The organism is Shouchella shacheensis, from assembly GCF_001484965.1.
In the GTDB taxonomy this organism is placed as follows: Bacteria; Bacillota; Bacilli; order Bacillales; family Bacillaceae_D; genus Shouchella; species Shouchella shacheensis.
Map to the genome: position 1 here is coordinate 68,262 of NZ_KQ947395.1, position 14,527 is coordinate 82,788.

13 protein-coding genes and 1 pseudogene are annotated in these 14,527 nt (G+C 45.7%); 12 read left to right on the forward strand and 2 right to left on the reverse strand.

Going from position 1 to position 14,527, the window contains the following annotated elements:
• The first annotated feature begins 39 nt into the window (after positions 1-39).
• Positions 40-597 (forward strand): elongation factor P, encoded by a 558-nt coding sequence (gene efp, locus AVZ68_RS04200; protein WP_059103277.1) that lies wholly within the window; start codon positions 40-42, stop codon positions 595-597.
• 36 nt (positions 598-633) lie between these two features.
• On the opposite strand, the gene AVZ68_RS04205 is transcribed toward efp, so the two are convergent.
• Positions 634-1,674, reverse strand: a complete 1,041-nt coding sequence (locus tag AVZ68_RS04205) for a LacI family DNA-binding transcriptional regulator (RefSeq protein WP_059103278.1) — start codon at positions 1,672-1,674, stop codon at positions 634-636.
• A 274-nt stretch (positions 1,675-1,948) separates the two neighbouring features.
• Here AVZ68_RS04205 and AVZ68_RS04210 point away from each other — a divergent pair, with 274 nt between their 5' ends.
• The 9 genes from AVZ68_RS04210 (at position 1,949) to AVZ68_RS04250 (ending at position 11,819) form a co-directional block, all read left to right on the forward strand.
• Entirely contained in the window at positions 1,949-2,992 is a 1,044-nt protein-coding gene (locus AVZ68_RS04210) for a DctP family TRAP transporter solute-binding subunit (protein WP_059103279.1), read from the forward strand.
• Positions 2,989-3,570: a TRAP transporter small permease gene (locus AVZ68_RS04215; RefSeq protein ID WP_059103280.1), complete on the forward strand. Its 582-nt coding sequence runs from the start codon at positions 2,989-2,991 to the stop codon at positions 3,568-3,570. Before AVZ68_RS04210 ends, AVZ68_RS04215 begins: the two co-directional genes overlap by 4 nt.
• Positions 3,567-4,838: a TRAP transporter large permease gene (locus AVZ68_RS04220; protein WP_059103281.1), complete on the forward strand. Its 1,272-nt coding sequence runs from the start codon at positions 3,567-3,569 to the stop codon at positions 4,836-4,838. The genes AVZ68_RS04215 and AVZ68_RS04220 overlap by 4 nt, the downstream gene beginning before the upstream one ends.
• A 25-nt stretch (positions 4,839-4,863) precedes the next feature.
• Positions 4,864-5,118: an HPr family phosphocarrier protein gene (locus AVZ68_RS04225; protein WP_059103282.1), complete on the forward strand. Its 255-nt coding sequence runs from the start codon at positions 4,864-4,866 to the stop codon at positions 5,116-5,118.
• 176 nt (positions 5,119-5,294) lie between these two features.
• Entirely contained in the window at positions 5,295-6,722 is a 1,428-nt protein-coding gene (locus AVZ68_RS04230; protein ID WP_059103283.1) for an aldehyde dehydrogenase family protein, read from the forward strand.
• Positions 6,723-6,756: 34 nt separating this feature from the next.
• Positions 6,757-7,758, forward strand: a complete 1,002-nt coding sequence (locus AVZ68_RS04235; protein WP_059103284.1) for a zinc-dependent alcohol dehydrogenase — start codon at positions 6,757-6,759, stop codon at positions 7,756-7,758.
• Positions 7,755-9,518, forward strand: coding sequence for a thiamine pyrophosphate-binding protein (locus tag AVZ68_RS04240; RefSeq protein ID WP_059103285.1), 1,764 nt, complete (start codon positions 7,755-7,757; stop codon positions 9,516-9,518). The genes AVZ68_RS04235 and AVZ68_RS04240 overlap by 4 nt, the downstream gene beginning before the upstream one ends.
• Positions 9,519-9,667: 149 nt before the next feature.
• On the forward strand, positions 9,668-10,873 hold the full coding sequence (locus AVZ68_RS04245; RefSeq protein ID WP_059103286.1) for a CaiB/BaiF CoA transferase family protein: 1,206 nt from the start codon (positions 9,668-9,670) through the stop codon (positions 10,871-10,873).
• A 1-nt stretch (position 10,874) separates the two neighbouring features.
• Positions 10,875-11,819 carry a hydroxymethylglutaryl-CoA lyase gene (locus AVZ68_RS04250; protein ID WP_059103287.1) on the forward strand — a complete coding sequence of 315 codons (945 nt, stop codon included), beginning with the start codon at positions 10,875-10,877 and terminating at the stop codon, positions 11,817-11,819.
• A 182-nt stretch (positions 11,820-12,001) separates the two neighbouring features.
• Here AVZ68_RS04250 and AVZ68_RS04255 read toward each other — a convergent pair.
• Positions 12,002-12,289: pseudogene (locus tag AVZ68_RS04255) on the reverse strand (tripartite tricarboxylate transporter permease); the annotation flags it as partial.
• A gap of 241 nt (positions 12,290-12,530) precedes the next feature.
• On the opposite strand from AVZ68_RS04255, the gene aroD reads away from it, so the two are divergent.
• Positions 12,531-13,289 carry a type I 3-dehydroquinate dehydratase gene (gene aroD, locus AVZ68_RS04260; protein WP_180316667.1) on the forward strand — a complete coding sequence of 253 codons (759 nt, stop codon included), beginning with the start codon at positions 12,531-12,533 and terminating at the stop codon, positions 13,287-13,289.
• Between the two features lie 296 nt (positions 13,290-13,585).
• On the forward strand, positions 13,586-14,431 hold the full coding sequence (locus tag AVZ68_RS04265; RefSeq protein ID WP_059103290.1) for a sugar phosphate isomerase/epimerase family protein: 846 nt from the start codon (positions 13,586-13,588) through the stop codon (positions 14,429-14,431).
• Positions 14,432-14,527: the final 96 nt, after the last annotated feature.

Sequence of the window (14,527 nt, forward strand, 5' to 3'; positions counted from 1 at the left end):
GTAAGTAGTGGAAATGAGCGCAAAAATGGAGGATGAATGATGATATCTGTCAACGATTTTAAAACGGGCTTAACGATTGAGGTGGACAACGGCATTTGGCAAGTCATGGACTTTCAACATGTGAAGCCGGGAAAGGGCGCGGCGTTTGTACGATCAAAGCTTCGTAACCTACGGACGGGGGCGATTCAAGAGAAAACGTTCCGTGCCGGGGAGAAAGTGAGCAAAGCCCACATTGAAAATCGCCGCATGCAGTATCTTTATGCGAGTGGAGATACGCATACGTTCATGGACAATGAAACGTTCGATCAGCTTGAGCTGCAGGCGTCGCAAATCGAATATGAGCTGAAGTTCTTGAAAGAGAACATGGAAGTTCAGATTATTACGTACGAAGGGGAAACACTCGGTGTCGAAGTACCAAACACGGTCACACTTGAAGTCACAGAAACAGAGCCAGGCATCAAAGGAGATACAGCTTCAGGTGGTACGAAGCCTGCAACCGTTGAAACAGGCCTGACCGTGCAAGTGCCGTTCTTTGTGAACCAGGGAGATAAGCTGATTATTGATACCCGCAATGCTTCGTATGTATCGAGGGGATGAGTGCACGCCCTAGAAAAACCCCGAGAACCAACGTTCTCAGGGGTTTTTATTTTGAAGAGTGGAGGAATCACGAACAATGAGTTCTGGTTGATAGATCACGCTCTTTGGGGCGGTCTCGATGCCCTGCATTCGGCTGTGCAGAAGAAACCCAGCTTGCTCCCCGATTTCTGAGGCATGTGAAGTTACAGAGGAGAGGGAAGGATTGAATGTTCCGCTTTCCGGCGTATTATCAAAGCCGATAATGGCAAGATCTTTCCCAGGTTTAATGCCTAACTGATTCAGTTTTGCCATAACACCGAAAGCGACAATATCATTAAAACAAAAGATCGCTGTACAATCGGAGAAATCTTGTAAGGCGACGAGATCCTCGCAAGACTTTGCGCCCCCTTCACGAGTGGCTGTGCTGGGAATCACAAGGGAAGGAAGAACATCAACTTCTGCCTGCATAAGCGCTTTTTTGTAACCACTTATGCGATCTTGCCAGGCAGTAGCATTCTCAGAACCTCCCAAGAAAGCAATGTGCCTGTGTCCTTCTTCAATTAAATGATTGACGGCAAGTTGTGCGCCAGCCTCATAATCAATCCCCACGTAATCAAAATACATCGAAGTGGGCTTTTTTACCGTTGTGACCACGGGCACCTGGAACTGCTTTAATTGAGCGAGCGTGGCCGTCTCGTCCCCTTCAGCGGCAGGGATGAGGATGATGCCTCCGACGCGATACTCCATCATCGTAGAGAGTAACTTATTTTGCTTCTCCCCCTCGTCAAAGGTTGACCCGAGTAAGACGGTGTATCCTTCTTTGTCCAGACTTCGATAGACGCCGGATAAAAGTTCAGCCGTAAAGGGGTTGCCAATGTCCGTCATAATGAGGCCAACCGTTGTCGCTTTCTTTAATCGCAATCCTGCGGCTACACGGTCATAGACGTAGCCTAGTTCTTCTATGGACGCTTGAACGCGCTCCTTTGTTTTTTTCGATATGCTTTTGCTGTTTCGTACAGCGAGCGAAGCAGTCGCTCTTGAAACACCAGCATGATTAGCAACATCTAGCAATGTCACCCGCCCAGTTTTTTTTGACACGGTTTCTCACCTCTTGTAAACGCTTGCGAGTAAATCATAATACTAAATCGATTGAAGATGCAAGGAATCTACATCTTACTTTTAAAACCTTGAAGGGGAATAGCAACATTGACTTTCGAAAGTTTTTAGTTTTTTTATAAAAAGGAATTGATTAGATCGATTAAATCAAGTAGAATTGAGATGTTAGTAATTGAAACTTAATTCCATTCAATGGAACTTTGCTGTAAGCGCTACTCTAAGTGAAGGATGTATTTGTATACGAAGGAGGTTCATTATGAGAAAAAAAGCGATAGGTCTACTATTGACTAGTTCTGTTCTGGCTGTTTCCGGTTGCTCAAGCATGTCGAGTGAAGCTTCGGAAGATGACGAGAAAGTGATGCGTCTTGCTGTGGCAACATCGGAGGAGCGTTCATTGACACAGGGGCTGTATAAGTTTGAGGAAATCGTGGAGAGAGAAACAGAAGGCGATGTTCAAGTCGAGGTGTTTGCGAGCGGCCAGTTAGGCGGGGACAGGGAAGTCTTTGAAGGCTTGCAGCTTAATACGATTCAGGGCACGACCATATCTACGGGCCCCGTAGCACAATTTGCAGAGCGTTTTGAAGTCTTTGATTTGCCTTTTTTATTTGAGGATGAGGAAAGCGCTTACGAAGTTTTGGACGGATCTATTGGTGATGATTTACTGATGGATTTGCCAGATCAGAATGTGATTGGGCTCAATTACTGGGAGAATGGGTTCAGACAGCTTACGAATAACGCCAGAGAAGTGAACAGTGTCGAGGATGTGAGTGGGCTTGATGTTAGAACGCTCGAAAATTCTCTTCATATGGATCTTTGGCGTGCGTTAGGGGCTAACCCTACGCCCATTAATTATACAGAGCTCTATGTGTCATTGGAACAAGGGACAGTCAATGGTCAGGAAAATCCGGTTGGAAATGTAACGAACGATAGGTTCTATGAAGTACAGCAGTATATCACGCGAACAGATCATATTTACAACGCGAGCGTTTTCATGATCAGTAAGCCTTTCTGGGATTCGCTTACGGCCGAAGAACAGGAGATTATGACTGCCGCAGCCGACGAAGCGAGAGACCATCAGCGTGAATTAAATCGGCAGGAAAGTGAAGAAGGTTATGGGTTTATAGAAGCAGAGGGAATGACCGTTACCGAACTGTCTGAAGAAGAGCGGCAAGAATTTATAGACGCTACGAGAGCAGTTATTGATAACTATACGAAAGCGAACGGTGACGAATTGGTAAACGAAATTCTGGAAGCTTCAGAAGAGCATAACGAAACGAATGAAGGGAAGGTGACACCATGAAAGCAGGCATTCAGTGGTTGGATCGACACTTTGAAGAATGTTTTCTTGTGTTCTTTTCTAGTATCATGGTGGGTTCGATTGCATTACAAGTGTTCATGCGGTTTGTGATGGGGTCTTCGCTGGAATGGTCGGAGGAATTGGCCCGTTATTGCTTTATATGGCTTGTGTACATGGGCATCAGCTACGGTGTAAAAAAGCAGAGACATATTAAAGTCGATGTGATGCTTCTATTGTTTAAAGATAAAGCAAAAGTCGCCCTCAATACATTGTCGAATGTCATTTTTTTAGCGTTTGCGCTCTTCGTTGTTCTTAATGGCACGACTATTGCGTTTTACATCCTGGAATGGGGTCAGACTTCTCCGGCGATGAATCTACCAATGGGGCTTGTCTACCTGGCTACACCGATCGGGATGGGAGCCGCTTCGATTCGCCTTATTCAGCAAATCATCAAGCAAGTCCAATACCTTTCAGGAAAAAATGTCAGTAAAGAAGAGGTTGTCGATGACCGGATGGTCGATAATTACGGCGCAAGCGATGAACTGGAAGGCAGCCTCCAGAAAGAGGGGGAAAGAGCATGACGGCAGCCGTTTTATTTGGCAGCTTTGCGACATTGTTGCTTATTAGCGTTCCGATTGGCATAGCTTTAGGAGTGGCATCACTGATTGCCCTTATCTATTCAGGAGCTCTGCCCGTAGAGTACATTACACAAAACCTTATTACAGCTGTAGATTCCTTTCCGATCATGGCTGTGCCGTTTTTTATTTTAGCAGGTGAAATTATGGGAAGAGGAGGAGTGACGGATCGTCTTTTTGATGTAGCCAATAAGCTGGTCGGCAATAGGACCGGAGGCTTTGCGATGGCGACGATTATCACGTGCATGTTTTTTGCTGCAATCTCCGGCTCAGGGCCTGCAACGGTTGCTGCCATTGGGGGAATTATGATCCCTGCAATGGTGAAGATGGGCTATGATAAAAAGTTTGCGACAGCACTCGTCGCGGCAGCAGGTTCTCTAGGAGTGATTATTCCCCCCAGTATCCCAATGGTTATCTACGGGATCACAGGCGGCGCTTCTGTAGGAGATTTGTTTATTGCAGGGATTGTCCCAGGGGTTTTAGTAGCCATCGGTCTCATGCTCTACGCGTATATTTATTCAAGGAAAAAGGGATACCGTGGAACAGGAGTGAAATTTACGTTCAGAAGCTTCTTTAAAGCAAGCTGGGAAGCAAAATGGGCGTTGTTAATCCCAGTGATTATTCTTGGGGGGATTTACGGCGGCGTATTCACTCCGACCGAAGCGGCCGCAGTAGCCGTCGTGTATGGATTGGTCGCCGGGCTGTTGTTGTACAAGGAACTAAAGCTTAAGGATCTCCCTAAGGTGATGGCCGACTCAGCTCTGACAACGGCAACGGTTTTAATTATTATTGGAACAGCTACGGTGTTCGGCAGAATTATGACGATTGAGCAAATACCAAGCAGAGTGGCAGAAGGGATGCTGGCTTTATCGGAGAACCCAATCATCATTATTTTACTGATCACTGTCCTTCTTTTAATCATTGGCTGCTTTATGGATACACTGGCCGCTATTATCATTTTAACGCCATTATTGCTGCCAATTGCTGTGGAACTTGGATACAACCCGGTTCACTTTGGGATTATTATGGTTGTAAACCTTGCGATTGGGTTTATCACACCCCCTTTAGGAGTGAACCTCTTCGTAGCATCGGGCATCTCCGGGTTATCCATCGAATCCTTAGCCAAGTCCGTTATTCCGTTTTTTGTGGCAACACTGGTTACTTTGCTAGTCATCACGTTTCTTCCTCAACTTTCTTTATTTTTTCTAGACTAAGTACAGTACAGACGGAGGTCGAAGAATGGAAATTAACCAAGAGATAGTCATCCATATTGATGAGGAGCAGACAATCGTCGAGCTAAGTGACAAGATGCAGGCGTATGATTCGGAAATTTATCTGAAAAAGATGTACAGGGGCGTTCTGCATGAGATTAATTTAAAAAGTTTGCTGGGGCTTATCACGATTCATCTGGGAAATGGGGATGAGGTTTTAATTCGTGTGGTGGGACACGATGCGGATCTTGCCTTACAGGCAGTGGTGGATTATTTAACTTGATGGGGGGAGGCGGTTCTGTGATGAATCGCCTTTATTTTATTTCGTTGTATGGAACTAACGAAAAAATAATGGAATTAATGATTGCGTTTTCAGTAAACATAAGGTACAATCTTAATTAAAGGCAAAGTCAATCATAAAAATTAATTAGATCGATACAACAGAAAGAAGGTGTTCGTTTGAAAACCGCATATCCTTATATAAATGGGAAATGGATTCAAGAGGAAAGGGAAAGCACCGACATTTTCAATCCTTACTCAAAAGAAGTGATCGGAAAGCAATATGCCGCTACAACGAGTGATGTTGAAGAGGCGCTTAACGGCGTTTATGAAGCACGTAAGCGAGTGAAAAGCATGCCTGCTTATGAACGAGCGAGAATTTTGCAGCGGGCCGCGTTCCTATTAGAGGAAAGAAAGCATGAGTTTGCGCAGCTGATTTCCAAAGAGCTAGGAAAGGCGCTTAAAAACACGAAAGATGAGGTGGCTCGCTCGGTTGAAACGTTGGAACTGTCTGCCGAAGAAGCCAAACGCTTACACGGCGAAACAATTCCAGGTGACGCTTCGGAACGTGGCGTACGTACCTTAGCTCATACGTACCGGGTTCCAGCAGGTGTCATTGCCGCTATCACCCCTTTTAACGCACCGCTTAACCTCGTTTGTCATAAAGTTGGCCCTGCGTTTGCGGCCGGCAACACGGTGATCTTAAAGCCAGCACCGCAAACAACACTGATTGCCACGGCGTTCCTTGAATTACTTCTTGAAGCCGGGTACCCAGAGCATGGCATCAGCATGGTTCTTGGAGGGGTAGAAACAGGCAGACAGATCGTCGCCGATGAGAGAGTCAATGTGATCTCATTCACGGGCGGGGTGGTTGCAGCAAGAGATATTACGAAGCAAGCAGGCATGAAAAAAGTATTGCTTGAGCTTGGTGGGAATTCATCGACAATTGTACATGAAGATGCGGATATTGCAGATGCCGCTAAGCAATGTGCAAAGACGGGCTTCAGCAACTCTGGGCAAAGCTGTATCTCTGTTCAACGCATTTACGTCCACGCCTCCATTGTCGATGCCTTTACAACACAGTTGAAAAAAGAAGTCGAGCAATTAAAGGCAGGAAACCCGTTAAGCGAGTCTACTGATGTTGGCACGCTTGTCGATGAAGAGGCAGCCGCTCGCATTAAAGATTGGATCGATTCAGCTGTAAGCGCTGGTGGCGAACTTGTCACAGGTGGCATTCAGGAGGGGGTTTGCGTGAAGCCTACAGTCTTGCGGAATCCGCCTAAAACGGAAAACGTTGTGTGTCAGGAAGTATTTGGGCCAATCGTCAGTGTCCTTTCTTACCAATCCATTGATGAAGCGATTGCAGAGACCAATCGATCCGACTTCGGACTGCAGGCAGGTGTGTTTACCAATCAGTTTGATCTTATTTATAAAGTAGCGGAGGAAGTAGAGGTAGGGGGCGTGGTGATGAATGGAACGTCTAATTTCCGTTTGGATCATTGGCCGTATGGAGGCATTAAAAACAGTGGAATTGGGCGGGAAGGTCCGAGGTTTGCGATTGAGGAAATGACAGAAACCAAAATGATTGTTCTGAAACTCCCTAAATAAACGAAAGGTATAACTCATATAAGGTGGTGAATAAATGCTCGGCCTGATATTAAAAAATCCTGGGGAGCTAGAGCTTACGGAACAGCTTTCAACAGCTAGACTTACGGATACTGATGTAAAAATACGCCTGCTTTACGGGGGGATATGTGGGTCAGACTTAAGCGTTTATCGCGGAAAACTCACGCATGCAAGCTATCCTGTTATTCCTGGCCATGAACTTTTAGGGGAAGTGATTGACAAAGGAGCAGATGTAACAACCCCTATAGGAAGCCGCGTAGTCGTTATGCCCAATTCCTTTTGCGCTGAATGTGAGTGGTGCAAAAAGGGGAAGACGAATGTTTGTCCACATAAGGCCTCTTTAGGAATCAACATAGACGGAGGGTTTGCGCAGGAATTTGTCATTTCTTCTCGCTACGTTCTGCCCATTCCTGCTTCGCTTCCGAGTGAGAGAGCGGTCTTAGTAGAGCCTTTTGCTGTCATTGTTCATGCGTTGAGAAAGGTGAACATCGAAAAAGGAACGTCAGTGGCGGTGATTGGCTGTGGAACGGAAGGTCTGCTTGCTGTAACACTTGCCCATCATTTAGGCGCAAACCTATGCGCCATAGATATCAATATGAACAAGCTAGAGAAAGTGAAAACGATTGACCCGGGCATTCAGGTGGCGCTTCCGCATGAAGTAGGTCATTCACAGTTCGATGTGGTGATAGAGGCAGCTGGAGTGAAATCATCGGTCGAACAATCAGTGGAAATTGTGAAGCCAGGTGGGAACATTGTCCTTGTTGGCATGACCGCAGAAGCCAATTTCCCCATCATGAAAATTGTTCGCAATGAGATATCGATTCATGGGTCAATCATTTACCAATTTCCGACCGACTTTGAAAAAGCGGCGCAATATCTAGCGAATCCGTCGTTTAATATTAACGATGTGATTTCAAAAATAGTGCCATTCAAAGAGTATCAACTCGCTTACGACGAAGCTTTAACTGGGGAGTACGGGAAGATTATTCTTGATTTTAGGGAGGACGTTCACGTATGAGTCAACAACTAGTGTCCCATCAACTTGTAACGTTTTTAGAAGATCGAGGCGTGGAGCATGTATTTGGCCTTTGCGGTCACACGAATATTGCTTTTTTATCAGCGCTTGAAGACAGTTCCATTAAATTTGTCAATGTTCGCCACGAGCAAGTCGCGTCTCATGCAGCCGATGGGTACGCGCGGGCGAAAAAACAAACGGCCGTCATGCTTAGTCATGTGGGTCCCGGCTTAACGAATGCGGCAACAGGAGTAGCGAACGCAGCCCTTGATTCGATTCCGATGGTCGTCATTGCCGGAGATATCCCAAGTCACTTTTACGGCAAGCATCCTCACCAGGAGATTAACTTGCATGCAGATGCCGCGCAGTATGAAGTGTACCGTCCATTTGTAAAAAGAGCATGGCGCGTCGATCGTGAAGACTTGCTGCCTGAGATTATGGAGAAAGCGTTTCAACTTGCTGAAAGCGGTCGTCCAGGTCCTGTGCTTGTCTCTGTGCCAATGGATATATTTTCAAAAGAAGTAGACCCTGATCGGTTTGCCAGACAAAAACAGCATACCAAAGCATTGCACAAGCCTTCAATTGATGACGAGACCGCAAAAGAAATTGTCCAGAAGCTTATCGACGCAAAGGACCCAGTGCTGTATGTAGGCGGCGGGATCATGCTTGCCAACGCGGCTGAGGAACTACGAGCGTTTGTCAATCAAGTGAAAATTCCAGTAGCGTACTCCTTAATGGGCAAAGGTGCGGTCTCGGACGATGATCCACTGACGCTAGGCATGACCGGTTTCTGGGGAACAAAATTCATCAATGACAAGTGCCGCAATGCCGATCTTATTGTAGCAATGGGCACACGATTTACAGAAGCAGACTCAAGCTCTTGGGAGAATGAATACACATTTAACATCCCAGAAACGAAGCTGATTCATGTTGACATCGATAGCGCTGAGATTGGGCGCAATTATCCGGCGGAACTCGGCGTCGTTGCCGATGTGAAGCAAGCGCTCACGGTTTTAACTCGTGTAGCGAAAGAATTGCTCCCAGAGGGACGTTTAGATGAGGCGTTTGTGGAACAGTCACGGAAAGAGAAAGACGAATTTCGAAAAGAAAATGAACATTACATTTATGATGACGCGTTTCCTATGCAGCCACAACGGATTCTTGAAGAAGTGCGTGCAACCCTGCCACGCGATGCCTTCATTACAACAGACGTAGGCTGGAATAAAAATGGCGTTGGACAGCAATTCCCCGTCTATGAGCCAGGAACGATTTTGACGCCTGGAGGTTTTTGCACAATGGGCTTTGGTGCTCCCGCTGCCCTTGGTGCAAAAGTCGCTCATCCAGATCGCATCGTCGTTTCACTCGTTGGCGACGGAGGGTTTGGCCAGAATCCTGCTCTTCTCGCAACAGCAGTGGAGGAAAATATCCCGGTGGTCTGGGTGGTCATGAATAACTCTGCCTTTGGCACGATCGCGGGGCTTCAGAAGGCTCACTATGATACCACGTTTGGAACTGTTTTTAAGAAAGACGGAGAAAGCTATTCGCCAAACTTCGCAGAGATTGCTAAGGCATATGGAGTCGAAGGAATCAAACTAACAAGTGCCGATCAATTCAAACCTGCTCTCGAAGAAGCGATTCAGTCAGGAAAGCCATTTGTTCTCGACGTACCGATGATCAACAACCCAGTCCCTACAGCTGGACACTGGAATATCATGGACATTTATTCACCGAATAAAAAGGTTCATCATGCGAGTGTTCAGTAAGAGACAACAAGAGGGAAAGGCGCTGTCTCTTCCTCTGCTTTTATGAAACTTGGTTCAATTTAATTTAACGATTATTTAGTAAATTTATAACTCATTGAGCGTTTGGCTTTGGGGCTCAAGAGACATGATGAAAAGGGAGGAGAAAGGAAATGACAACGCAGAATGCCGGTCCGATCACAGGAGTCAAAATTCTGGATGCATCAACGATGATCGCCGCACCTTTTGGGGCCACGCTACTTGCTGACCTTGGCGCCGATGTCACCAAAATTGAAATCCCGGGAAAAGGCGATACGCTTCGAACGGTCGGTCCTTACAAGGGGGAGGAGCCACTGCGCTGGCCAGGGTTAGCGAGAAATAAAAGGTCGCTTACGTTGGATATTCGCAAGGAAGAAGGGAAAGACATTTTCCTGAAATTGATTGCCAAGAGCGATGTGCTCATTGAAAACTTCCGACCAGGCACACTGGAGCGCTGGGGATTGAGTTATGAAGATTTGAAAAGTGTCAATCCTGACATTGTGATGGTCAGAGTTTCAGGTTATGGACAAACGGGCCCTTATCGGGAAAAAGCGGGATTTGGTACACCTGGTACAGCTTTTAGTGGGCATACGTCCATTCAAGGCTACCCAGACCGTCCGCCAGTAAGTCCTTCTTATTCACTGCTGGACTATATTACAGGTATCTATGTAGCCTTCGCGACAATGAGTGCGCTGTATCAGCGCGACGCGAAGGGTGGAGAAGGTCAAGTCGTTGAGATGGGCTTGTATGAATCGCTCTTTCGGATGCTGGAATTTCTAGTCGCAGAGTACGACCAGTTAGGCAAAGTGCGAGAGCGGAGCCCACAGCTCACAGGACATTCAAGTCCAGCAGGAACCTATCAAACAAAAGACGGGAAATTTGTGGTCCTTGTAACAAGTACAGATGCAACCTTCAATCGTTTAGCCGAGGCCATGGACCGCAAAGACATGCTAGAGGACGCTCGCTATTACACGAATTCGGAGCGCTTGAAGCATGACGGTGAAGTACAAGAGATCGTGAAAGCCTTTATTTTCGAATACGAGCAAGAAGAATTACTGGAGAAATTGGATGGAGCGGGTGTTCCGGTGAGTCCAATTTTAACGATTGAAGATATTTTTACGCATCCGCAATTTAAAGCGAGAGAAAACATCGTCGACGTTGAACATCCTCGTCTTGGAAAAATTAAAGTACCAGGCGTCGTCCCTAAATTTTCGAAAACACCTGGAGGAATCAGGCACCGAGCGCCAGACCTCGGTGAACACAATGAAGAGATTCTGAGTGAACAACTTGGGTTGACCAAGGAATCGATTGAAGATCTCCGAACGAAAGGTGTCATCTAATATGCCGACGGATTCGTTACCGAAACAAGTAGAAATTTGGGAAGTAGCTCCAAGGGATGGGTTTCAAGCAGAAGAGACCTGGATCCCAACCGAAACGAAACTGGAGATTATTCGCGAATTGGCAAGTACTGGTTTGAAATCAATGGAAATTACCTCCTTTGTCCATCCAAAAGCGATTCCGCAGTTGAAGGACGCAGATGAAGTGGTGTCTCAGGCTGGGGATTTAAATCTGAAGCTGCGAGCCCTTGTTCCCAATGTACGAGGCGCTGAGCGCGCCATCAATGTTGGCATCAAGAAATTGAAATTAATGCTTTCGGCGACTGATTCCCATAGCCTGTCAAATGCGAATGCTACCGCTAGAGACGCGCAGCAAAAACTTTGGCCGATCGCAGACCTAGCGGCGAAGCATGGCGTTAGTGTAGGGGGATCCGTCTCTGTCGCCTTTGGTTGTCCCTATGAAGGGAAGGTGCCGTTAGAACGAATTGCGGCGATTCTTACACGTTATCAGGAAATGGACGTACATGAAGTTTCGCTGGCGGATACAACGGGCATGGCCAATCCTGTGCAAGTTTCGCAAATGTTACGTTATTTAAACCAGGAATTTCCGGAGATGCGTTTTTCTCTGCATCTTCACAACACGAGGGGGATGGCACTTGCCAATGCGGTAGCTGCCCTTCAAGAAGGAGTTCTTGACTTTGACAGCTCCATTGCCGGGCTAGGGGGGTGCCCTTACGCTCCTGGAGCTTCAGGCAATATTGCCTCTGAGGATCTTGTGCACGCGTTTCATGAAATGGGCGTTGATACAGGTGCGAATTTAGAAAGATTGATAGAAGTAGCCAAAAACGTACGCGATCGGATCGGTCATGATGGAGGGAGCTATATGCTTCAGGCAGGTCCGAACTCTGCCCTTCATCAAAAACCAGTTTCGCAATCTAAGCTCGGATAAAAAGCTCTGCAACGGCCTTTTTCCTCATTTGAGAGGGGCCGTTGATTTTTTGTGGGACGAACCTGCATCTATAGACGGCTATGTTCCTGAAAGGGCGTAAAAGAACCCGAATTGAGAACTTCATTGGGGTTTTTGTTGATTTGTTTCAGCTCTGCTTCCCAATCTAACAAGCAAATCAAATATTATTTCGATCTAAACACTTTTGTCTTAAACGTCTCATAAACCGGTGTCTGACTAAAAAGAGTAAACGAAAACGCAAACACTAGGATAAAGCTAACCTTGCTTAAGTTGGCAACAAGGAGCAAGCCTAAGGCGGCGAGTAAAAAATAGTATCGAGGGGCAAATTGGGAGACGAGGGGCTCCAATAAAAGGCCGCCAATGACAGAGAAAATCGTTGTGAGAGTCATGACAAGCCCAGCTTCCCCTTTTTGCGAGAGTGGATAGCCATCAAAGGATGTAGCGACAGAAGCAGGAGCAGGTGCCCTGGGATATTCACCGGCAAGCGCTTTAAAATTGTTCCATTACACGTAACTATAATGCAATTAATGAAATTCAATGATTGGAGTATAACAAAATAACTAAGAGAAGTCACTGAAAGTTTTAACCCCAATTTGATTCACTAGTTGCACAATGACTACTAATCATGTAAACTACTTTGAAGTTCTATTTAATGGATATAAGTTACATACATTGAAATAAGGAGGGCTTATGTTGAATGAACATGAAGTTACAATTCGCGGTGTTCGCTTTCATCGAGAAGAGCACGCAAAAATCTGCTCGATCCTAGTTGGTGAGACAGCGGAAGAATTACTCAAAGAAGCTAAGGCGATTGTTTCAAAGGAGCCTGATGTTCTGGAATGGAGAGCGGATTTCTTTCAAGATCTTAGCGAAACAGATAAAGTGATGGAAATAGCAAAGCAACTTCGCTCAGCAGTAGGAAACATTCCTTTGCTATTCACGATTCGCTCAGAGGAAGAAGGAGGAGAGTCAAGAAAGGTAACGTTTGAAGAGGAGCAGCAACTGTGTCAAACGCTCATTCAATCTCAACTCGTTGATTTAATGGACGTCGAGCTCTCAAAAGGAAAAGAAGCTGTGAAAGAGATCCGAGAAAAGGCCGATCAATTTGGCTGTAAAGTTGTCGTTTCAAGGCACTACTTTACAAATACACCAACAAATGAAGAAATGACGAAGGTGCTCCATGACGCGCATGAGTGTGGTGCCCATATAGCGAAGCTTGCGGTCATGGCTAAGGAGCCAGGCGATGTTTTAAGATTGCTTGATGTGACTCATAAGGAAAGTCAGCAGTTGCCCATTCCAATGATCACTATGTCAATGGGAAGGCTGGGAGCAAGTTCCCGTTTAATTGGTGATCAATTTGGTTCAGTGATGACATTCGCCATTGGACAGAAAGCCTCTGCGTCAGGGCAAGTGCCGATTGACGTAGTTCGCAACGTTCAGGAGTATACGTAAGCATAACGATTTGCAGGTCCGCTTACTTGAATTCGATACATAAAATGCCGTCTAAAGACGGCATTTTTTATTTAGAGCGATCTAGTCAACAAATCTGAGGTTGTCACTCAGGGTAGTCTCGTTTATTTAGGAATTATAGGACCTTTGATTTCATACAATGGAATTAAAAATAAATTAACGGAATTTATGATTGCGGTTTCATTCTAATTTAGGTACAATATGCATAAAGATTTATTAAATCGATCTAATAAGAATGAGACTGCTCTTTCTTAAGGAACTTATAAGGAGGTTTTTAAATGACAAATAAATTCTCACTTGCTCATCTGACGGTTCTTGAATGTGCACCGCCAGAGATGACCTATCTTGCTTCTCGAGCGGGGTATGACTACGTTAGTTTCCGGCCGATTTATATGGGTTTGCCTGGGGAGCCGAATTATGAGCTAGCCAAAAACAAAAAGATGATGCGTGAGACGAAGAACGCCATGCGGGATACTGGACTTGAACTTCTTGATATTGAATTAGCACGTGTGTATGATGGCGTCGATCCAAAGGGTTATCTGCCAGCGATGGAAGTCGCTGCTGAGCTTGGGGGAAAACATATTTTAAGTAGTGTTTGGACGGATAAGCGTAGTTATGCGATTGAGCGTTTTGCCGAGATTTGTGAGCTAGCAAAACCATTCGGATTGACCGTCGAGTTAGAGTTTGTTCCGATTGCGAGTGTATACAATCTTGATGGTGCTCTTGATGTACTTCATACGGCAAAGCAAGAAAACGCTGGGCTGATGATTGACGTCCATCATTTTCATCGATCAAAAGATAAATTGGAAGATCTTGACGAGGTCCCTCGTGAATGGTTCCGATATCTCCATCTTTGTAGCGCACCCGAAGAAATTCCTACTTCTCAGGAAGAGATGACACGTATTCTTAGGGAAGAACGCTGGTTCCTCGGAGAAGAAGGGGGGATAGATGTAGCGAATATCGTAAAAAGAATTCCTCAAATCCCTTATTCTTTAGAGCTCCCTAACACGAAGCTAGCTCAAGAATTAGGATATGAAGAATTCGCTCGCCGTTGCCTCCAAACGTCGAAAGATTATCTAAAACGTATGTCCGTGGGCATGGAAAGTGCTCATTCACCTTATTAAAACAGTTCCTTTTTTAAAAGAGTTGATGGGAGTGTCTGAGAATGGTACTTTATAAAGAGTGGGCGTCAAATGAGGGTCACAGCAACCATTTTAAAA